We start from the raw sequence: 21,285 nt of genomic DNA, 5'->3' as shown, positions 1-21,285 counted from the left end.
CAAATCGATTTTACTTGAGTCTTTTTACATCTGCATCACTAGAATGACTCTATCACAGCTCTTAAAAGTATCGTATAATGTACGAAAGCAATTCTTATGAAAGTATAAAATTTATGTTAATAATAATGAAATCATATAGACTTTTTATACTAAATCGGTTAATATCGTATAGAAATGAGGGACGCATATGAAAGCTGGAAATCAAATAGTCGAGAAAAAAATATACGACAACGTTTGGATCTTGCTCAATAAGTATGGGCATAAGGGTTGGAATATGGATGACTTGGCAAAGATGTCAGGCGTTGCAAAAAACACACTCTACAAAATTGTCGGTAATAAGGAAACACTTCTGGCAAAAGTGGTCTTTTCTGTGCAGGACGAGTACACAGCCGTCCTTGAACAAGCCACAAAAGCTGACGAGCCTCTTCAAGCCCTTTATTCTTTGACAGAGCGTATACCACTGATATTTGAAAGATACAATATTGCCAGTATTCGAGAACTTTTAATTCAGTACCCTAAACTAGCCACTGAATACAATGAGCGAGAAGAACGTATGACCACGGCCCTAATAGCCCTCTACGAGAGAGGTCTATCAGAAGGATTTGTAAGAAAAGATATTGATGTGCGTTTTCTAACAACTCTGCAACGAATCGTTCGCGAGCAGATGATTGAAAATGCGGGAAGCCCAGAGGAAATGGCACACAATCTTAGAAATGCACTCATCATTATTATTGAAGGCGTATTAATCAGAGAAAATAAGCCCTGTGACTAATAGGGCACTTTTTTAGGTCGTTTTTATACTAAAAGTACATAATCGGTATAAAAAGTCTAGGAGGTAAGAAAATGAAAAAATTTGCAAAATCATTGGGACTGGCAGGTATTTGCATGGCACTTGTGGTTGGCACAACAGGCTGTACAACAGCAAAAGCTGCTGAACCAACAGGACCTGTACGTTCTATACAAGTACAGACACTGGAAGATTCATCAAAACCTATTACACAGCATTATATTGGCGTCGTTGATGCCAAAGATCAAATAGAGTACAGCTTTAAAACCAGTGGTCGACTGGGAGAACTCTACGTTGAAGACGGACAAACCGTTGAAAAAGGAGATTTAATTGGAAAACTGGATATTCAAGACCTCAATTTCCAATTGGATGCTGCCAAAGCAACATTCTCAGCAGCAGAACTTAATATCACAAAAGCAAAAGAGGCTTATCAGTATGACAAGACACTTCTTAAAAGTATGGAGTCCCTATTTGAAGCCGGTAGTATTTCAAAGGATAAACTTGATCAAGTAAGACTCAAAACAGATGTTTCTGAGGCAACTTACAACCAAGCTCTTACACAACTTAACGCAGCCAAGGCAGACTTAAACCACAAAGAAAGCCTACTCGTCGATGCCAATATTTACGCACAGGCAGATGGTACCATTGTTAAAACAATGTACGAAAGTGGTGAACTCATCCCTCAAGGCTATCCTGTTATAGTGCAGCGCAGTCAAACGCAAGTGGTCAAAGTTGGTATTCCACAGAAAAATTTGAACGATATTGAAATTGGAAGCCTAGCCAATATTGAAATCGATGATGTCATCGCCAAAGGCAAGGTCACTCAAGTAGACGAAGCCCCAGATATGACAACACGAACTTACATGGCAGAAATCACTGTTGATGAAGCCGATTTCCACCTTGGATCTATTGCAGAAGTAGATATTGAAGTGGGCAAACAAGATGGCATCTGGATACCTATTCAAGCCCTTCTATCAGAAGGCGAAGACTTTGTCTACATTACGGATGGAGAGAGAGCCTTCAAACGCACAGTTATACCACAAGACACATCGGGCATGATGGTTCGTGTGACTGGTCTAAAAGCCGGGGAACTGGTTGTCGTTTCAGGTATGAATAATCTTTCAGACGGTATCAATGTCGTTGTTGATGAATCAGCAAATTAGGAGTGAGCAAAATGAAGAAACTCATCGATATAGCAATCGACAAGAGAAACATCACTATATTTTTAGCTGTTATTCTAACAGTTATGGGCGCTGTAGGTTTTTATCTGCTGCCACGTCAAGAAAGTCCTGACGTCTCTTTCCCCGCGGCTATGGTTATAACCCCTTATCCAGGTGCCTCTGCTAAAGATGTCAATGACCTTGTCACAAAAAAATTGAAGATGAACTTTACGAAATAGATGGCTATGATTATATCAAGTCATTTGCAAAAGAATCCATGTCAATTGTTGTTGTTTTCTTTGATATGGCCGTTGACAATGATACAGCAATGCAGGAGGTTCGTAATGCCGTTAAAGATGCCGAGAGTGATCTCCCAAATGGCGTTATGGACAGTATAATTGATACAGACTTGGTCTCTACTGCTGGCATGGTTATAAGCCTTTCCGGCGATGCTTACACATACGAGCAGCTCGCTTCTTTTGGAGAGCAGTTTAAGACAGCACTGACTGAAATTGACGGGGTCAGCAAGTTTACTGTTGAAGGCGAACTAGAAAAAGAAGTTCGTGTGGATGTGGATTTAAGCATGCTCAATCAAATGTCTATTTCCATTGAGGATATCGCCAAAATACTGGCGGCACAAAATGTTGAAATTCCTTCTGGAGCCATTGAAAAAAATGGTATAAAAATCAATGTTAAAACACCTGGTATTTACGAGAGCCTGGATGATATTAAAAATGCCATCATCAGTATTTCGCCTGATACCGGTGTGGTAACACGCCTCCAAGACATTGCAGACGTCTATATGGCCGTCGAAGATGGCGCATCAAAATTTAAGCAAAATGGCGACAATGCCGTGCTTCTAACAGGCTATTTTGAAGACAGCAAGAATGTTGTACTCATTGGTAAAGATGTCCGCGAAACCCTTGATCGAGTTAAAGCAGGTCTTCCAGATAACCTCAGTGTAGAAGAAGTCATTTACCAGCCACAGGCCGTTGCCACTTCCACTGGCGATTTCATGGATAACTTAATGCAAGGGATTCTATTTGTTATTGTCGTTGTATTTATAGGTATGGGACTAAGAAACGCAACCGTGGTTTCAACAGCTATTCCCCTATCTATTTTGATGACTTTTGGCGTTATGTATATCTCTGGTCTTAAAATTCACCAGATTTCTTTAACAGCCTTGATCATCGCACTTGGTATCCTTGTTGACAATGCCATCGTTATCAGCGACAGCATACAAGTTGAAATCGACAAGGGGCTTGATAGCATAGAAGCCGCCAAACGCTCCACACACAAGGCGTCCATTCCAGTTTTCACTGCGACTGTGACGACTGTACTGGCTTTTTCCCCATTACTGGGTCTACCAGGGGCTGCGGGCTCATTCATGCAAGCCATTCCCCTTGTACTAATCATCTCTATAGTTGCCGCTTACCTTGTTGCCATGTTTGTGACACCAGCCTTATCAAGTCTAGTGTTTAAGCCAAGTAAGAAGATAAATAAGAAACCTGGTCGAATTCGTACCTTCTTTAGAAAGATGCTTGAATATGGCCTAAAGCGTAGATTGCTTATGACTGGATCCACATTTATGATCCTTATAATAGTCATTTCCTTTGTTACACCACAACTTCAGAGCGAGTTCTTCCCATATGTTGATAAGGACCTTTTCTATATCGACATCAAGTCTGAACTGCCTGGTAATCTGGAAGCCACAGAGGCCCTTGCCGATGAGGTTGTTGAACTTCTGTCATCTGAACCTGAAATCACAAGCTATACAGTAGCTGTTGGGGATGGTATGCCTAAGTTCTATATCACAATGCCACCTGCAACACCATCAAAAGACTTTGCACAAATGCTTATCAAATTTGACCTAGGCGACAAAGATAAGAGTCGATTCCATTCACGAGATGCATTTGCGACATATATCCAGGACTTACTCGACAAGAAAATCACATCGGGCAAGTGTACAGTCAATCGCCTCCAGTACGCAGAGCCACAAGATGCAAAAATCATTATGCGTGTTGCTGGCGCCGACGTAGAGCGTGTTGACGCATTCACAAGAGACCTCACTGATCGCGTTCGAGAAGTAGAAGGCACTCTGAATGTTAGAAACAACTTAAAACCTTATACATTCCAATTTGAAGTGGATGTGGATGCTGACAAAGCCAGCAGTATGGGAATGACAAAATATGATATACAAAAGCAAATGAACCTTGCCCTATATGGTTATGACGCCTCAGTATATCGTCGTGACGGCAAGGAGTACGACATTGTTGTAGAAGGCAATATTAGTGACACAACAGATATTGAGACCTTTATGGTTAAATCTTCACTAACTGACAATAAAATACCAATGCATGCCTTTAGCGAAGTCAACTTGGGCAAGAAGCTTGATAATATCAATAGATATGACAGGAAAATTGCTTCTGAAGTCCTTGCAGATACAGTTCCACATGCCGATCCTAGCGCTGTGGCAACATACATCGAGACAGAAATACTACCTGAAATGGACCAAACAGGGGTCAATGTCACCTTTGATGGAGAAAGAGAAAGTATTAAAAAATACTTTGGTGTGGCTGGCGGACTGGCTATGCTGGCTATCTTACTGATATACGTCACACTTGTTATTCAGTTTGGTTCCTTCTTGCAGCCGGTAATCATTCTTATGACAATACCGCTCTCACTTATTGGTTCAGTGCTTGGTCTATATGCTCTTAATCAACCAATGTCCTTAACTGCAGTCCTCGGTGTTATCGCCTTGATTGGCCTCGTAGTTAAAAACGGCATTCTGCTCATTGAGTATATTAACGAAGCCCGCAGTAATGGTGATGACCTGAATACAGCTTGCCTTGATGCCGTTGATAAGCGTTTCAACGCAATTATATTAAGTGCTGGCACTACCGTTATGGGCCTTATACCACTTGCCCTTTCTGGTAGCAGTTTATTTGCACCAATGGCCGTTTCACTTATGGCAGGCCTTATTGCATCAACCTTCCTGACAATGGTTATTATACCAGTCATGTATAGCCTTATCATGGGAGCCTATGATAAACACCTGCAAAAAAAGTTGATTCGAAATCTCAAACCTGAGACTTCTCAATCATAATCTCATTTCCATGTGCTAAGTCCTGCAAGACTCAGCACAGAAAAAGAGCTTGTTCTTCGATGAACAAGCTCTTTTTTGTAAACGAACCTACATATATACTTTCGGATTCCGATTATGTGAATTAAAGTGCCAAATATGAATAAAGCCTGTATTCTTGCGGATTTGACGTTACAATGGAGTTGGAAGTTCTCCCACAAGTCAGATGAAAATCTGACCCCAATCTTCCACCCATATCAACTCAACCCGGAAAAGCCTCTCCCCCATGAGAGGTTTTTTTCCTTTTTGTTTCTTAAGCCTAATCCTATATTTAAGCCTTGGCAGCCTCTTTATAATCGTAAATAATCTTGGCTGCGGTTTGTGCTGCATAGCAAACGGCTTCCATACAGATCTTTTCCCGTCCACCAGCTTCTACAAAAGCTTCTTTTTCCTCAGGCCTTGAGAAATCCGTCTGCGTGAGGTCTATACACCTCAGATGATCCATTTCCCTTTTAAAATCTATCATAAAGGCTTTAACAGCTTCACTGGCAGCTTCCTTGCCCTCAGCCTTATCGTCATAAAGCTTGTAAACTGAATGACTAATAGCCATACTGGCTCCCGTTATAGCACCACAAATTTCCTGATGCTTACCCATCCCACCTCCGAAACCTGCTGAAATGGCCTCTGTCAAGTGGTCATCTAGACCGGTCACATCATTTAAGGCTTTAAGAACTGACTGGGCACAGTTGTATGTTTCATCAAATAGGGTCTGCGCCAATTTACTGGTATTTAATAATTGATCCATATGGTCCTCCTTGGGTAAATCCTCATCCTTTACAACCACATTGAATACACATAGCCACCTAGGGGTAAAAAACTGACAAAGAAGGTGATTCCATGCGTTTTCATTATCCTCACCGGCTCTATGCCATGGGGCTTGTGCTTTTAATCCTGATTCTCATTTATGGTCTTGTCGTATTATATGATATAGGTCAAGAAGGACATTTACCAGCCCTATTTGTACCCTTTTACGGAATCTTAAGCATTCTACTGGGACGCTTTTATTATAAATACTATATGCTTTACAAAACCAAATATGTTGATGTATACATGGACTATATGGAGTTTTGCTCAGATGGTATGTGCATTCACATTGACGAAGATGACATACTGGGCATTTACTTTGCAAAACATAGACAAATGCTTAAAATTTTCAGGGTTCTTCACATCTTCTCTAAAGATGGAACCTATGTCTATATAACAAATGAGATCAATCAGTACAATAGACTCATAACACTAATGCAATATTACTACCCTTCCCATTTTAAGATTTGCAAGTCTCTCATTAAAGGTGTTCAAAATATTGACATCAATTTACTCGAAAATCATATAAGAGCCCCTCATCCACCAAAATAATATACTAAATCACATGTATGTTATTATAATTTGATACACAGTGTATAACTTTAAAATAAAATTATCTTTTTCGTCTAACCGTTATAACTAAAGGCTTATTTTGTATATAATGATAATATGATACGTTATAACTTAGGTCTATAGGGGCGTAGACATTTTTATAAGAGGTGCACGGATGTCGTTTGGGTCAAAAATAATCAAGCTCAGGGATGAGCAGAAAATGTCAAGAAGAGAATTAAGTGAAAAACTTGGTATAGCATACCAAACTTTGTCGAAGTATGAAACTGATTCGAGATTTCCAGATCGTGAAACACTCATGATTATTGCGGATAATTTTAACGTTTCAGTCGATTATCTTCTGGGGCGAACACCCCAGAGACAAGTTGGGACTTATGAACCTCCACCCTATCCACTTGACTGTGAAGGGTTGTCGGCAGATGAAATATTAGCTATTCAAAATATGATTGAAGTTCTCAAGAAAAAAGGCAAAGGTTAAAACGCATCCTGTGACTTTGGGCAACCAACTGACACAGGATTTTGCATATAGAGGAATATTGCGAATGCCGTTTGTCAGCCTATTATTGGGGAATAAATAGAATAAGCCAAATAAACATTTCCTTTTGGCTCAATACATAAAAAGGAGGCGGAATTATGGGTCGCAAAACAATTTACGAGAATCCAGCTATCAGCATCATGGAAGCAGACAAACACGGGAAAGCATATATTTACTCCCACGACACGTATTCTAATGGGAGGCGCGTTCTGATTCTGCCATACCGCAAGCACATTGGCGGTCATGAGTTCTTATTAAGACGCGAAATTATTCCTTGCTGGGATGAAGCCGCAGACACTTGCGCTGTATCCACACGTGTAAAAAACAATGATGTTGAACAGACGATCATCGATGAACTCGAAGAGCTCACCGGTTATGATATTAAAGCAAAAGAGCTTATTCACCTTGGCCTTTGTATGGGGTCTAAAACAACGGACACAGTCTATGAACTTTACACTGTAAATCTATCCGATCGAGGCAGTGAAGAACTACCTTATCACATTGAAAATGGTGAACATTCCTTTTGGGGAAAAGATGATGATGTGCTCAAAAGCATTGATGCCCATCTAATCACTTGCTTCACTAGGTTGACACATTTAATTGGCATTTAGAATTTTGTCATTTTGACAAACCTCCTATACACATTACCTCGAGCAACTGACACTGTCAGTTGCTTTTTTTGTCTTAAATTTATATCAAGTAACATATTTGTAACTTGATATATAGTAATCCATCCGTTAAACTCTAAGTGTACTAATACATATAGTACACTTAATACACATAGCACACTTAATACATGCAATTTGCATGATCAATTCAATACACAAAGTACACTAAGTTACTGAGGTGACCATATGTTTAAAATTAACCCGTCATCCAGCCAACCTATCTATGAACAAGTTATATCACAGGTCAAGGAGAGCATTTTAAAAGGCGCTCTTCGAGAAGGTGAAAAACTTCCATCAGTCAGGGAATTGGCCGAAATGACAAGAGTTAACCCCAACACCATCAGCAAGGCTTACAAGGCCCTGGAACAGGATCAAATCATCGTGACCTTGCGCGGTCGCGGAACGTTCGTTAAGGAAGATTTGCATATAAAAACGGACACAGCTGCCCTAGCCCAACTTAAGAGAAAGCTTAAAACCTTACTTGTTGAATTTCACTATTTTGGCGTACACGAGAGTGAACTTCATACACTTGTTGATGAAATTTTTGATGACCTAAGAAAGGAGGCTGACCATGTTAACAGTTAACCAATTACATAAAAACATTGTTGGCAGACCCATCCTCACAGATATTAATTTCCAGACGACACCCGGATCTATAACAGGTATTATAGGCGAAAACGGTGCTGGTAAAACCACTTTGCTCAAACTGATTAGCGGTATACTCCGTCCATCAAGCGGTGGCGTACTGTATAAAGACATGGATGTCTTTAACAACCATGATGTAAGACACGATATCGCCTTTGTCACTGAAGAGGCAGATTTTTTTAAATATGCCCGGGTCAAAGACATTGTCAATTTCATGAATGACGTTTATAACCATTTTGATGAACAACATTTTCATGCCCTGAATCAGATCTTCCAAATTCCACTAGACACAAAAATACAAAAGCTTTCCAAAGGAATGCGAATGAAGGTTTCTCTAATGGTGGGGCTTGGTATAAGACCAAAACTTCTTCTTCTTGATGAACCAACAACCGGTCTTGATCCCATGAGCAGAAAGAACCTCTTTAGAATACTCATGGACGAAGTGGCCCAGAACCAGACGAGCATAATCATTTCTTCCCATCTCTTAAATGATCTTGAGCAAATATGCGATCATATTATCATGATCCGAGATGGAAAGATTATAAGCAACTCCAGCCTTGAATCCCTAAAATCATCCATTCGTCAGATACAGGTATGCTTTAACAACCATATCCCTGCTGGGCTAAGTGAAATTCCCGGCATTATGAATATCAAGACGATCGGCCGTGTGGCTTATTTGACCATTAATGGAGACATGGAAGACGTGACCAAAATTCTCGAAACTATGGATATTCTATTTTGGGAACCTATTGACTTAAAACTGGAAGACATATTTATTACAACGAATAAGGTAGGTGAAACCGATGTTGAAAACTTTAAAGCATCCGCTGTTTAAAAGAGAAATTTTGCAAGTAAGATGGTCATCACTTCTAATGACCCTGGCAGTTATGTTGCCTATACTTATTACCATAAATCACGCCCACGAACATGCTTACGGATGGAGACTCGAATCAATGGATATTCTAGCGAATTCGCCTTACGATTTCCTCGGTTGGCTTATAGTTCCTATTATTATCATTTCTCAGTTTTACTATACAAGAAAAGATAGTGTTTCAGGCGTAATGGCTGCCCTTCCATTTTCACGCAAGGACACTATGAAGCACAAATATTTGGCAGGAGCATGTGGAATCCTATTTGCCTATACAATGTCATTCATTATTCTGACAGCCACTTATTTTTCAGCAGGCCAACCCATTATAGGACCTTATAGTCCAATACTTTACTGGTTTATCATTGCTTATTTGAGCAGTCTTTTTCAGTACTCATTTTACTTTTTAGTGGCCACAACTATGGGAAACAGCATTTTTGCAGGTATAGCTGGTATACTCATTTTCTATGCACCTGTGTTTTTATATGCCTCCGTCATGATTAACGCCGACGCTTTCTTTAATATATCTTATAGTGGCGATGGAGTCTTTCAAGTTTTAATGCCTCAATATATTGTTTATACTTCAAATTGGTATAACAAGAGCTTTATTGGATTCATGGATATTCTGCCTATGATTATTGGATATACACTCGTATCCTACCTCCTTTTCAAAGGGGCACAAGGTTTATTTGAAAAGAACGACTTTGAGCATAACGGTAACATGTGTATGTTCATCTGGGCAGAAAAACTCTTCCTAGTGGGTTTCACACTTTGCTTTGGATTTCTTGCCCTTGACTTCTCTCAAATTTTCGAAGGGGGATGGCTTTATCCCATCGTTGTCGTCTTGGGTCTAGCATGTTTTCCAATGGGATTTATCTTAGCAAGAAAACTGCTTTTGATCACAGGACATCAAGTGCCGTTCAAGAAAGCTTAATCCTTGATTTATCATATTTAGAAATTATCTTCATCAGTACCTAGAACGACCTTAATAAAACACCAAAAGCGCCTTAGGAACGACTATTCATCGTCCCCTAAGGCGCTTTTACACTTTGTTTAGGGCATTAATTCATCAAACAGGTCTTACTCCCCAGAATCACCGCTTGGCTCATTCTCTTGTTCTTCATCAATATCTTCCTGTAGAGAATCATTTTCCTTCTGGAGCGAATCATTTTGTAGTTGAAGAGAATCATTCAAATCTTGAATCAAATTCCTCAGTTCATCCATATTGTCTTCTGATTCGTTAAAGAGTGTGTTGATTTGATTTAGAAGTTCTTGAACTTCCTCACTGCTGTTATCACCTGAAGACAACCCACCTTCTCCAGAGTCCCCCTCTCCTGTTTGTGGTCTTTCAATACCAAATATCTTGGTCAAAGCCAAGTCCAGGTTTTCTTCCATGACAACCTTGTCCTGATAGGATACAATAACCCGTTTCATTTCAGGGAGACTATTCGGATTGTCCGCTTGAATATAAATAGGTTCAACGTATAGTAGAGCATCTTCCACAGGAACAACAATAACATTTCCTCGTAACACTTGGGAGCCTTCTTGCCCCCACAATGTGAACTGAGGTGAAATTTCTGAATTCTGGTCTATCCTCGACTCTATCATCATTGGCCCTTGTACTGTTTTATTCTTTGAGAACTTATAGAGGAAGAGCTTGCCGTATTCATCCCCATCATTTCTTGCCACAAAGAGAGATGTCATATTCGGTTTTTCTTTTGGCGTGTAAGGCAAAATGAGTGCAAACTCAGCCTTTTCTCCCTCTGGGAGTTCAAACATCACATAATTGGATTCAATTTGTTGTTGCGCACCCATATATTTTTCGTTGGCAATGTCCCAAATATCCTCACCATTATAGAATACCACTGGATTCTCAACATGGTATGACCTGTAAACTTCAGACTGAAGGTTGAAATAGTCTTGAGGGTATCTAACATGGCCACGCAAGGTTTCTGGCATTTCACTGCCTGGTGTGAACAAGTCCTTAAAAATCCCATTGTACGTCTTTAAAACTGGATCTGTGTCATCAAATGCATAAAACGTCGTTGTGCCTTCATAGGCATCCACAACCACTTTCACTGAATTTCTTAGGTAGTTCACAGGCTTATCATTGAAAAGAAATGGCTGTGAATATGGATAATGTTCACTTGACGTGTAGGCATCTATAATCCAGTATAGTTTTCCATCATCCTGGTTTAGAACCAAATATGGATTTTGGTCATATGTTAAAAATGGTGCAATACGACGAATACGCTCATGAATGTTTCTATAGAATACAATCCGACTTTCGTCATTGAGGGCGGAAGAGAATAGCATTTTCATACTTCTCATCCTATAAGCATAAAGAAGTTTGTTCATGCCGCTTAAATCGACACCTGCCTCGCCCTTATACTTGGTATTCACATTGTCAGAACCAGAAGGGTAATCAAACTCTTCTTCATTGGTCCGAACAATGATGTAATCGTTGGTTAACTCGCCAAAATAAATTTCAGGTCTGTTTATGACAAGGTCCGTATCTGTTACCGGCGGGATGTTCCTGAACATGAGTTTTGGTTGTCCCTCTGGTGTAACTGCGTTTACTGGAGACATAACGACCCCGTATCCATGTGTAAATCTTAGGTGACGATTCAACCAAGTTTTGGCATCATCATCCAACTTTTCAAAGTTGAGTTCACGTGGCGCAATAAAGACCTGACGATATTCTCCATCGACAGTGTATCTGTCCACATCAATATCGTTGAATTGATAGTACAAACGAATACCCTGTATTTGATTAAATGTCTGCTTAAGCGGTCTAGCGTCATTCACGCGAATGTTTGAAATGGTTTCATCGTTGTTAACAATGTCTTCACGCGTTAAATTCTGCTCAAGAGGAAAATCCCGAATTTCCACATCGTCTAACCCAAAGGCTTGCTGGGTGTATTTGATGTTATACTCCAAATACTCTCGCTCTTTAGATATCTCATCGGGTTCAACCACAAGCTGCTGAACCACACCTGCAAATATGCCTGCAACAACAGCCACAAGGACAAGGACGATCGGCCCAAGCACTGTGATTCTTTTGCGACCCGACAAGAGGCCAACAACAAATGTAATGGCTGATATAAAGGCCACTGCAGCGCTAATTCTATAACCAATCAAGGTTACATTAATATCTGTGTAGCTGGCTCCATATGCAACCCCTCTTGACGAGTAGAGCAGGTTGAATCCACTAATTAAATATGTAGCACTAATTAATAGTAGAATCATGGCTCCTAGAACCGCTAGCTTTCTTATAGCTGTGACCACCAGCTCTTTTCTAAATATTGATGAAAAATTTGGCCTGCCGGCTATTTCGTTCATGTCAAACAAACTACCATCTTCTGGCTTTTTCAAATTGAAAGCCAGGAAGTAAAAACCAAGGGTTAAGAGCACAATCCATACAGTAATCATAATCGCAAGCGACAAGATTTCTTTATAAAATGGCAGTTGGAAAAAATAAAAGGCTAAGTCTTGGTTAAATATTGGATCTGTTAGGTTGAAGGTGTGCCCATTTAAGAACATCAGTCCCTTTAACCATACGGATGATGTCACAATACCTGCAAAATAGAGACCCAGTGCAAGTGAAACTGCAAAGGTCACCCTTTTTACAAACTTATCTTCAAGGGAAGATAAGGTGATGTGACCATGTTTACAGTATTTCTTTTTGAGTCTTGTCAGGTAAATCTGTAGGCCTATGAAGCCTATAATCCAAAGTGGGATCACAATTTTTAACTTGGTTAGGATCTCGACCAAGAAAGTTTGAATATAACCATTCTTACTAAACCACTGGTAGTCTGTTATGAAAGTAACTGTCGTTCGCAGTCCTCCTAGTATAACCATCAGACCGAAAAATAATAAAACCATTACAATTGTTCTTTTATTAACTTTTGCATTGTCCATAGGGTCACCCCTTCCGTCTTTCTTTATTAGTTATTCCTAAGAATACCCAATAGGTCTAGAAAGCAAACGGATTAGGCTGCCTTTTTATCATTCAATTTCTTTTCAAGTTGAACAATTTGACTTGGCTGCGGTATTTTTTTGCCTGGCATTTGAAGCCCGCCCAGTAAATCCTGTTTTCCAACCTGCTTTTGAATGAGGCCTGTTCCAGTACCCATAGGGCAAACGGTGCACCAGCTTCTCGGCTTGAAGAAAACACCCATAATAATGCCTATGGCTAGGGACATGGTCATAAATCTAAACATGCTAAATGCTATTTTATTGAAGTTCCAACCTGCGTGATACATAGAAATACTAAAAACCGTCACCATAACCACAAGCAGTCCATGTTTAAAACTTTTTTTCATCATAAACTTTGGCAGTTTGTTTTGCATACTCACTTTTTCAAGCATGCGTCCTAAAAGCGACCCTCTTGGACAGAATTTCTGACAGTGCACTTTACCCCTCCCACGTAGGGCGTGGTACATCGGTGCGCCCATACAGGCAAATCCAAGAATACCAAATCTAAAATCCACTATACCCAACGTTAAGAATCCTATCATTATTGTCCATGCCCATTTCATATGTGATTTATTTTTCATATTATCTCCTCCTATTAGCTTATAGCGGTATATTAACAAGCATTTTGAAGTCTTTCAACCCCTTTATCAATTGTTATAATTTTCTGTAAATTATTTTTCACACACCTATGCTTTCCGACAACATCAAATAAATTCAAGTTCTGTCCCTGTGTTGTTTGATATATCTTCATTCGGGGAGATTGATGTTGGTTTAACCCCCTACCCACAGGGGTGTTAAGTCAAATTTCTAATTTCTATTTTTATTTTTCATTATCAATTAGATTGCAATACTGAACCGGATACATCATATGCATTCCCCCAAAAATGAAAAGTTCCCCACTCTTGTTTTGCAAGAGTGGGGAACTTTTTGCCTTTATCAAACGTCTTATAACTAGAATCACTTGATTCCATTCCATTTCCGATTTGGAATGTGTTCGCTCACGCCTTTATGGCAAAGCCGGTTTTTCTCTTGAAAAGCCGGCATTTCTATTTGAGGTTTTGCTTTATCAAAACAAGTCGATTCTTTATACCTTAACACTATATTATCGCAGTTCAGATTCCTTATCTAAAACATGCTGAATAAAACCTCTTAGAATATAATCTTTCACAATATGTGGATCTGCCACTTTATTGCTTTCAATATCAAAATCAAGCTTAAGAATATCCCTAGCAATATCTAGGACCACGGGTGGCTCAAGCAGTCCCCAGTCCATTTGATCAAGTAAATGAGCAACAAGACTTGAAAGTGCCACATTCTGAGGCATTCTCATTTTCTCATTACTCAGCAAAAGAAACATATCATCAATATTAAACCGCTTCATCCTCTCGTACACATTAAATTGACGCTTTGTGTCCAGTTGAGTTTGTTTATAGAGGGCTTCTTTGACAGCCTTTTTTGTTAATCGACCTATTATCTCTCCAAGTTTTGAATGGGGTCCTGCGTTAGTTAGTTTTACATCCGAACTTGGATTGCATATGAACACCACACCATCAGTGCCCGTTCCCGTAGCAAGCGCTTGAGAATAACAACTTCCAACCGCAAGTTCTTGAAGGGCCGCAGTCTTAGCTTCCGTTACTGTAATAAGTCCTCGGGCTTGACTCCCAAAGGGTAAATCCAGATCACAGGAAAGAAAGATATTTATGGTTCCCTTCTGAACATCCGGTATGACCGTTACTTCATCATACCCTGAAGGCTCTCCAGCTCTAGCAGCGTTTACATCAGCTCCTGCTGTACAAATCACAAGAATTTCACACCCATGATATTGCTCCTTTATAAGAACACTGTTCTCTATTTGAACAGTTGTAGATAGACCAGTGGTCAGCTGTGGATCAAGTCCAAGTTCTTTTGCTGTCAAAGCTAAATGCGCCTCGTAGGTTTCTGCTTTCATCTGACACCAGCCCCCATCTGGCGGTGTTTCATCGTAATTAAAGACAGCTTTTAAATCCCTTCGACCCCCACCATTCAAAGCGGAGGTGGACATGGTCTGTCTTGTCTGTGCAAACTTGTAAAGCATGTGTCTTTGATGAAATGTGATTGTGTCACCGTTTTTTAAACTTATATCCATATATGGTCACTATCCTTTATAAATTCATATTAATGATCTCAAAATGTTAGATCTTATAAGTTGAGTATAAACTAAGCATTCATTATAAGCATACTAAACCCTCATTATTTTTTCCAGTTTCACTGAAAATATTCAATCCCCGAATTCAAAACACCACCGAGAGCATAGTGTGATGCAAAAAGGTCCGTATGAAAGCAAATCACCTTCACACAGACCTAGATTTCATCCGTATTCTGACTGTCATAGATATTGACACGTTCCGGCAAATCCAAAATGAACCGTACCCCTTGACCAATATCTGAATAGATTTTAATAGACCCATTCAACTTTTTTTCCACAAGGTTTCTGACGATGTTCATACCAAGCCCCGACCCGCCTTTACCACGTTTCGTCGTATAGAATGGATCAAATATTTTTGCGAGGTTTTCTTTTGCAATGCCCTGCCCATTATCCGAATACTCGATACGAATACCCTTAATGTCTTTTTTCTCTTGAATATGGATTCTTATATCGCCCTTATCCACGGTCTCAAACCCATGAATAAGGGAATTAAGGATTAGGTTTGTTAAAATTTGATTGAGCGCACCCGGATAAGCATACATTTTTATATCATCATTGCCAATAACATGGATTTTGTGATTGGTATGTTTGAATTTAGGCTTCAAGTTCATAACAACTCCACGTGTATAATCTTTTAAATTAAACTCTCTAATCTCTTCACTGGCTTGATCCACTGCAACCTTTTTAAAACTTGTGATCATTTCAGCAGCATTGGTCAAGTTATTGTATAAGATCTCCCCTGTCTCATCCAGCATGTCTAAAAAACCAACCATATCCGATTTTTTTAAAGCACCGCTCTCAAATTGTTTTCGCAGTTGTTTAGATTGCTCTGATAAGTATGTGGACGCTGTTATACCAAGACCAACTGGCGTACTGATTTCATGGGAAACACCTGCTACCATCGTCCCCAGGATTGCCATTTTTTCAGCTTGAATAAGTTCCCCTGTCTTGTCCCGAACCTGTTGTTCCAGAAGTTTATTAAGCTCAGACATGGTTTTTTCATGTTTACGCTGCTCAGTGAGGTCATTGATATATGTCACTAAGAATAAATTTCCATCATCATCATGAACTTTTGTTAGTTTATACTCCAGGTAAAGGGCGCCAAGCGTCTCATGATTGTATATCAGCTTTTTCTCGTAATCATCTGACCCAAACATAGCGCGGTCATCTATGCCTTTTAATGACTCTGCAAACGCTAAGTCAAATAGGCTTTCATCCGTTTTTCCAATCACTTCGCCCTCAATTGAAAACAAGTCTTTAAACTGCTTATTCACACGAACGTATTCCCTGCTTTCATTTTTTATAGTTATGGCAGTTTCAACATTCTCCACTATTTCCTTATTAAAGACTTCAACATCATCTTTATTCTTCTTGCTTTTTTTGTACTTGAAAGCAAAATAGACACATAAACTCCCTATCACTAAGACAAGACCCGCAAGCAATTGATCGAGTAATCCCTCAGATTCTGCATTCCCATTGTTGAGCAGGATCAACTCATTTTCAATCCACTTCAAATCAAGGTTTTTATCTCTTACACTAAAATAATCAAAGACATACTTAGCATTGATATTTCTGGCTTCAATAGCCTCTATGTCTTCCCCACGAATAATAGATAGAGCACTTTCCCCTAAGGATTCTCCATAGTCTAGAGAATCAAGGACTCGACCACCATCCACAGCTTCTCCAATTAAGCTGATCCAAGGTGTTAGAATCAAAGCTTCTTCGGGGCTTCTTGCAGTAAACACATTTTCTGTATGGTACTCACTCAAATAAAATATCATAGTTTCGTCGAGTGGATTGTCTGACAAATCTACAGCTTGGGTTATAATATCTTCCGTTGCTATAAAAGAAATGTCCATTTCTGCAGAGAATAGCATTCTTTCTGCATCTAGCACATTATAAATACTGGACTGCATTAAGTTTCGGTCCAGTACCACAATAACATGCTTAATATCGTCTCTAAGGGTCTTGGCAAGGAGAATATTCTCTCTGAGTAGAACGGGTTCTCTAACCTGAATGGCCTCGTATTTATTCTTTATCTGATCGACGAGTTGAGTGTCATCCACCATGCTAAATATAACCGGTGTGTTCTCAAATATATCTCCAAGTCCCAGAGCATAGCGAACAGCTGGTTCTCGAATGAGAATCAGCATATCATACTGTCCATCAATATCAATCATAGATTGTATGGTGTTCTCAACACCTAAGGCATAGGCTTCATCCTCTAGATAGTTGACATGCACATCCACAATATCTATTTGGACTTCCTTTGTGTCCATGGCTCTATCAAACCCATTCATAACACTTCTCATATCAAAACGAATATTGTCAATGCTGCGAATGACAAGTATGCGCGGTTTGTTCAAGCTCTCATTTTGTGCAAATGTGGCGCTATATGAAATTAACAGTGCAAAGACAATCACAACCATCGTCAATTTCTTTGTTTTTTGCATAAAGTCCCCTATATTCTTTTACTATCTATATCGATATTACATATTATATCCAGACTCATACTTTTTACCCACTAGAGTCAAAAGTTCTACACTTTCTTTTTTGAAATAAACAAAGGCCTTACCACACTTCATATCGTTCTATTGAATGGTTAAAAATGTGTAAGACAAACAAATTTTCACCCTTTTCTGAAAATTTCGTTGACAGGTCACTTCAACGCTGATAGAATTTGATTCAATAAAATCAAACAGTTGAAGCAATGAAAGAGACGGCGAAATTTTTAGGCCTTATAGAGAGCTGGTTATGGTGGAAGCCAGCAGGCACATTATTGAGCGAATCACTCTGGAGCTTTTCAGGTGAACATTATAGTAATCTGAACGCTTGCCCCGTTAAAGGCTATGTATTTATGTACTGAGTGGCTTTTTAAAGCAACAAAGGTGGTACCGCGGAAATCTCCGTCCTTTACTATAAGGGGCGGTTTTTTTATATTTTATATTATAGAGAGCCTGCAAAAGCAGGTCAATGAGAATGGTAATTGTAGAACAGTTTAAGTGAATGAAAGCGAGGAATAACAATGAAAACAATGCAGGAAAAGAACATGCCAATGTACCAGAAAAACGATCGCGGAAATGGATTCTCTGTTAATGTATCCTACCCAACACCCGAAAAGGCCAAAGTAACTCATAATGTTGATGGCAATAATACAGTCAACTTCATGGGGCTTGGACAGTTTTCTGACTGGTTATAGTAAAGATATGGATTCTTATGACTTAGAGTAAGGAGTGATGTTATTGGAAGTCGACATTCAAATCAATGATGATGATGTTGAGCTGATTATTAAGAACTTGAAAATACAAAGATTCATTGTAAAAAGATAAAGAGAATTCCAGTCTACTCATACGATTCGGAATTCTCTTTTTGATTTTTCATATGTTCTCATCTGCATATTTCACCCTTTTAATTGAAGGGTTTTATAGTTTAGACACTTTCTTTCGAGTATAACTTCTTTTAAAAAGTTTGATAGCTTTTCATTTTGAATAATGGCATCAAACTCCCCGGTCTGTATAAGAAATTGAAAAGACGCATCCAGCTCGTGACCTGTGATCTTCCTATTTTTATTAAAGTTTTTCTTACTTTTCTCAAGCCAGTCTCTATAAGCTGACTTTGATTTTTTCAGTGGACTTATGTCCACACCACGCCTGCTATACAATTTGACCATATGGTCAAGTAAGACCCATATTTCATCATAAATTTGAAGTCTCCCCCTATAAAGGCTATGAGGCACAAGGTTGAGAAGATTGTATTTTCCTTGTATTGCGTCCACCATTTTCGCCTGTTTGACCATATAAGTATTTATGGGTGCGCCTGACATTTTGTTTTCATGGTAAAGATTCTTGTAAAAAGGTATAAGGCTAGGGTCATAGGATTCAATAATATTAAAAAAGTGATCCTTTTGACACCCAGGTCTTAAGGTCATTCCGCCTGGCATGACAGCATCTACACCGACATCACTCAGGCCTGAAAAAAGTTCTTCCACCATTTCTGCTTTATCTGTCACTCGGGGCATGAAGGGCATGGATAAGACCACCACACCTATTCCTGCGGCCTTGAAGACTTCTATCATTCTCAGTCTTTGAGAGGCCAGTGAAGCCCTTGGTTCAAATATTTTTGCTATTTTGTCATCAAGTGTGGTCAGGGATACGAAAACAGTCACCCCCGCCACCTCATTAAGGATTTTCCACTTGTCTATGTCTCTAAGGGCCAGGGCTGATTTCGTCATAATGTAGGCTGGCGCCTTGTGCTTAATCAAGACATCAATAACATCTGGCATTATTTTATACTTGCCCTCTATAGGCTGGTAGGCATCACTTACACCAGAGCTAACACCAACTATACCGAACTCACGACTTTTACTTAGAGCCGTGTCTAAGGTCTGCGGTGCGTTCAACCGGGCCTCGATGTCTTCATCAAAGACCCCTTCAACATAATATTTTTCCGCTCTGCCATCGCAGTAGGCACAACCATGCTGACAGCCCTTATAAGGTGAAAATCCAAACTTGGAAACAAAATAGGTGTCTGGAAGCACAGTGGCTCTTTTTATGCTTTTGAGTTCTGTTTCTTTTATTCGCAACATTGGCCAGCTCCCTCTTGAAACTTATATGTTTACTATATCATATGTTTGATTGGCATATATTTCCCTTATCCTCTTAAAACACCTGCGTCACCATACTCATTTCTACCTCCAGTCGCTACATCCTTCTTTACTTTTTTATTAACCACATATCCATTGCTTTGAACCCTTTCATTGTCTTTTATATTTGCTTCTATTGTCTTCTTTGCCCTTTCATGGGCAAGTCGCATGATTTCCCTATAACCAGCCTTACGATTTTTCGGTGTATTCTTGCTGTTTAACTTCTCATTGGCCCTCGACCAGTCCTGACCAGCCCGTGCAACTTTCCTTTGGTCAGACTTTGATAGGTTTCTTCGTTCCCAGTCTGTTACAACATGACCTGATGGATCGATAAAACGAACTGGATTGTTATAGGCATAGGTATATAGATTCAAGCTTAGGGGCTGATGTTTTTTACCCCATACGCTGTCTTCGTTGACAAATCGTCCTACTTCTCTTGTCACTCTTAAATTATCGCCATTGTATGTCATTTTCGAAATCGTAATACCTGTTGGTTTTACGGTCTCAAACTCTACGGCTCTGTTGTATCCGTCATACACTTTTCTGACATGCTCATTCAGTACAACGGCCGTATATCTTTATTCTGTAACACTTATAGTCAACATCCATGTTAGTTATATAGCCTATTTTTATCAAAAATCTGCTGTAGCTGGCTATGCTATTGACCTTCCTGTTGATCGTGGTTGGTTTGTAAACTTCTTCTATTAGTACCGTTTTGTAACTTTTTATCATGAAGCGATTAAGTGTACCATCGAAATTCAACACCCTTTCCTGTATGAAGGGTTCTAGTCCTCGTACATCTCCAACATAGCTTTCAATGGTCTTCTCACTCTTGCCTTCTTGTCCGAGGTAATCTTCAAAGGCTTTGATTGTTGACATTGTTTTTCTCTTTTCCCAAAACGACAAAAGAGATCAAAGGGGTATTGTCCTTTGATCTCCTTGTAAGCTAATTCATATTATATACGGTTTTGTGACTCGGTGTTCTGGATTCTTCCAACAATCCACTTCGAGCCTGTTTACGGTGTTTCTGCTTGCGATTCGATTCTGATTTAGTGTGACTGATGGCAGAATTATTATTCTGCAGTGAGTTTTGACACTTCAAAAATTGAAAAAAGCGATGGAAAAACTTACTTCTGTTTTTCCACCGCTCAAAATGTGTTTTTATGCTATAAGATGAAGCGCTTTATGCATTGAGTTTTTATTTGTTTTTGCTTCTCCCTAAGAAAAAGTACAAGTATCTATCTTCTGCACCTCTATCAATCCATATCTTCTGGAATACTCGCATTCCAATATAGAGTGCA

General features: G+C 39.4%; 17 protein-coding genes, 1 pseudogene and 1 other annotated feature. Of the genes and pseudogenes, 10 read left to right on the top strand and 8 right to left on the bottom strand.

The window, feature by feature from the left end:
* The first annotated feature begins 187 nt into the window (after window positions 1-187).
* From ACQ4KW_RS07145 to ACQ4KW_RS07135, 3 genes and pseudogenes are all read left to right on the top strand, one after another.
* Window positions 188-772, top strand: coding sequence for a TetR/AcrR family transcriptional regulator (locus ACQ4KW_RS07145; RefSeq protein WP_430885847.1), 585 nt, complete (start codon window positions 188-190; stop codon window positions 770-772).
* 71 nt (window positions 773-843) lie between these two features.
* Window positions 844-1,950 carry an efflux RND transporter periplasmic adaptor subunit gene (locus tag ACQ4KW_RS07140; protein WP_430885846.1) on the top strand — a complete coding sequence of 369 codons (1,107 nt, stop codon included), beginning with the start codon at window positions 844-846 and terminating at the stop codon, window positions 1,948-1,950.
* Window positions 1,951-1,961: 11 nt separating this feature from the next.
* Window positions 1,962-5,053: pseudogene (locus ACQ4KW_RS07135) on the top strand (efflux RND transporter permease subunit).
* Between the two features lie 307 nt (window positions 5,054-5,360).
* On the opposite strand, the gene ACQ4KW_RS07130 reads toward ACQ4KW_RS07135, so the two are convergent.
* The gene (locus tag ACQ4KW_RS07130) at window positions 5,361-5,834 is read right to left on the bottom strand and encodes a C-GCAxxG-C-C family protein (protein WP_430885845.1); all 474 of its coding nucleotides are present in this window, start codon (window positions 5,832-5,834) and stop codon (window positions 5,361-5,363) included.
* 92 nt (window positions 5,835-5,926) lie between these two features.
* Between ACQ4KW_RS07130 and ACQ4KW_RS07125 the strand changes: the two genes are divergently transcribed.
* The 6 genes from ACQ4KW_RS07125 (at window position 5,927) to ACQ4KW_RS07100 (ending at window position 10,113) form a co-directional block, all read left to right on the top strand.
* The gene (locus tag ACQ4KW_RS07125) at window positions 5,927-6,445 is read left to right on the top strand and encodes a hypothetical protein (RefSeq protein ID WP_430885844.1); all 519 of its coding nucleotides are present in this window, start codon (window positions 5,927-5,929) and stop codon (window positions 6,443-6,445) included.
* Window positions 6,446-6,620: 175 nt separating this feature from the next.
* A complete protein-coding gene (locus ACQ4KW_RS07120) occupies window positions 6,621-6,941 on the top strand; it encodes a helix-turn-helix domain-containing protein (protein ID WP_430885843.1) in 321 nt (106 codons plus the stop codon).
* 155 nt (window positions 6,942-7,096) lie between these two features.
* Complete coding sequence (locus ACQ4KW_RS07115) at window positions 7,097-7,609, top strand: hypothetical protein (RefSeq protein WP_430885842.1); 513 nt, start codon at window positions 7,097-7,099, stop codon at window positions 7,607-7,609.
* A gap of 243 nt (window positions 7,610-7,852) precedes the next feature.
* Complete coding sequence (locus ACQ4KW_RS07110; RefSeq protein ID WP_430885841.1) at window positions 7,853-8,251, top strand: GntR family transcriptional regulator; 399 nt, start codon at window positions 7,853-7,855, stop codon at window positions 8,249-8,251.
* Window positions 8,238-9,146 (top strand): ABC transporter ATP-binding protein, encoded by a 909-nt coding sequence (locus ACQ4KW_RS07105; RefSeq protein ID WP_430885840.1) that lies wholly within the window; start codon window positions 8,238-8,240, stop codon window positions 9,144-9,146. The genes ACQ4KW_RS07110 and ACQ4KW_RS07105 overlap by 14 nt, the downstream gene beginning before the upstream one ends.
* Window positions 9,115-10,113 (top strand): hypothetical protein, encoded by a 999-nt coding sequence (locus ACQ4KW_RS07100; RefSeq protein ID WP_430885839.1) that lies wholly within the window; start codon window positions 9,115-9,117, stop codon window positions 10,111-10,113. The genes ACQ4KW_RS07105 and ACQ4KW_RS07100 overlap by 32 nt, the downstream gene beginning before the upstream one ends.
* A gap of 146 nt (window positions 10,114-10,259) precedes the next feature.
* On the opposite strand, the gene ACQ4KW_RS07095 is transcribed toward ACQ4KW_RS07100, so the two are convergent.
* From ACQ4KW_RS07095 to ACQ4KW_RS07080, 4 genes are all read right to left on the bottom strand, one after another.
* Window positions 10,260-13,100, bottom strand: a complete 2,841-nt coding sequence (locus ACQ4KW_RS07095) for a UPF0182 family protein (RefSeq protein ID WP_430885838.1) — start codon at window positions 13,098-13,100, stop codon at window positions 10,260-10,262.
* Window positions 13,101-13,171: 71 nt separating this feature from the next.
* Window positions 13,172-13,738 carry a 4Fe-4S binding protein gene (locus tag ACQ4KW_RS07090; RefSeq protein WP_430885837.1) on the bottom strand — a complete coding sequence of 189 codons (567 nt, stop codon included), beginning with the start codon at window positions 13,736-13,738 and terminating at the stop codon, window positions 13,172-13,174.
* A 521-nt stretch (window positions 13,739-14,259) separates the two neighbouring features.
* Window positions 14,260-15,282, bottom strand: coding sequence for an adenosylcobinamide amidohydrolase (locus tag ACQ4KW_RS07085; RefSeq protein WP_430885836.1), 1,023 nt, complete (start codon window positions 15,280-15,282; stop codon window positions 14,260-14,262).
* A gap of 215 nt (window positions 15,283-15,497) precedes the next feature.
* Complete coding sequence (locus tag ACQ4KW_RS07080; protein ID WP_430885835.1) at window positions 15,498-17,795, bottom strand: ATP-binding protein; 2,298 nt, start codon at window positions 17,793-17,795, stop codon at window positions 15,498-15,500.
* 248 nt (window positions 17,796-18,043) lie between these two features.
* Window positions 18,044-18,259 (top strand) — a binding site (T-box leader).
* Between the two features lie 108 nt (window positions 18,260-18,367).
* Between ACQ4KW_RS07080 and ACQ4KW_RS07075 the strand changes: the two genes are divergently transcribed.
* Window positions 18,368-18,541, top strand: coding sequence for a hypothetical protein (locus ACQ4KW_RS07075; protein ID WP_430885834.1), 174 nt, complete (start codon window positions 18,368-18,370; stop codon window positions 18,539-18,541).
* Between the two features lie 201 nt (window positions 18,542-18,742).
* On the opposite strand, the gene ACQ4KW_RS07070 is transcribed toward ACQ4KW_RS07075, so the two are convergent.
* The 3 genes from ACQ4KW_RS07070 to ACQ4KW_RS07060 all read right to left on the bottom strand — a co-directional run bounded on the left by ACQ4KW_RS07070 (window position 18,743) and on the right by ACQ4KW_RS07060 (window position 20,863).
* Window positions 18,743-19,927 (bottom strand): radical SAM protein, encoded by a 1,185-nt coding sequence (locus ACQ4KW_RS07070; protein ID WP_430885833.1) that lies wholly within the window; start codon window positions 19,925-19,927, stop codon window positions 18,743-18,745.
* A 65-nt stretch (window positions 19,928-19,992) separates the two neighbouring features.
* On the bottom strand, window positions 19,993-20,523 hold the full coding sequence (locus tag ACQ4KW_RS07065) for an RHS repeat-associated core domain-containing protein (protein ID WP_430885832.1): 531 nt from the start codon (window positions 20,521-20,523) through the stop codon (window positions 19,993-19,995).
* A gap of 13 nt (window positions 20,524-20,536) precedes the next feature.
* Complete coding sequence (locus ACQ4KW_RS07060; protein WP_430885831.1) at window positions 20,537-20,863, bottom strand: site-specific integrase; 327 nt, start codon at window positions 20,861-20,863, stop codon at window positions 20,537-20,539.
* Window positions 20,864-21,285 lie beyond the last annotated feature (422 nt).

The sequence above is a fragment of the Tianxiuia mixotrophica genome (assembly GCF_050596425.1).
In the GTDB taxonomy this organism is placed as follows: domain Bacteria; phylum Bacillota; class Clostridia; order Peptostreptococcales; family Acidaminobacteraceae.
The sequence above is the reverse complement of the archived record's forward strand: the minus strand, read 5'-3'. Positions and strand labels throughout refer to the sequence as shown.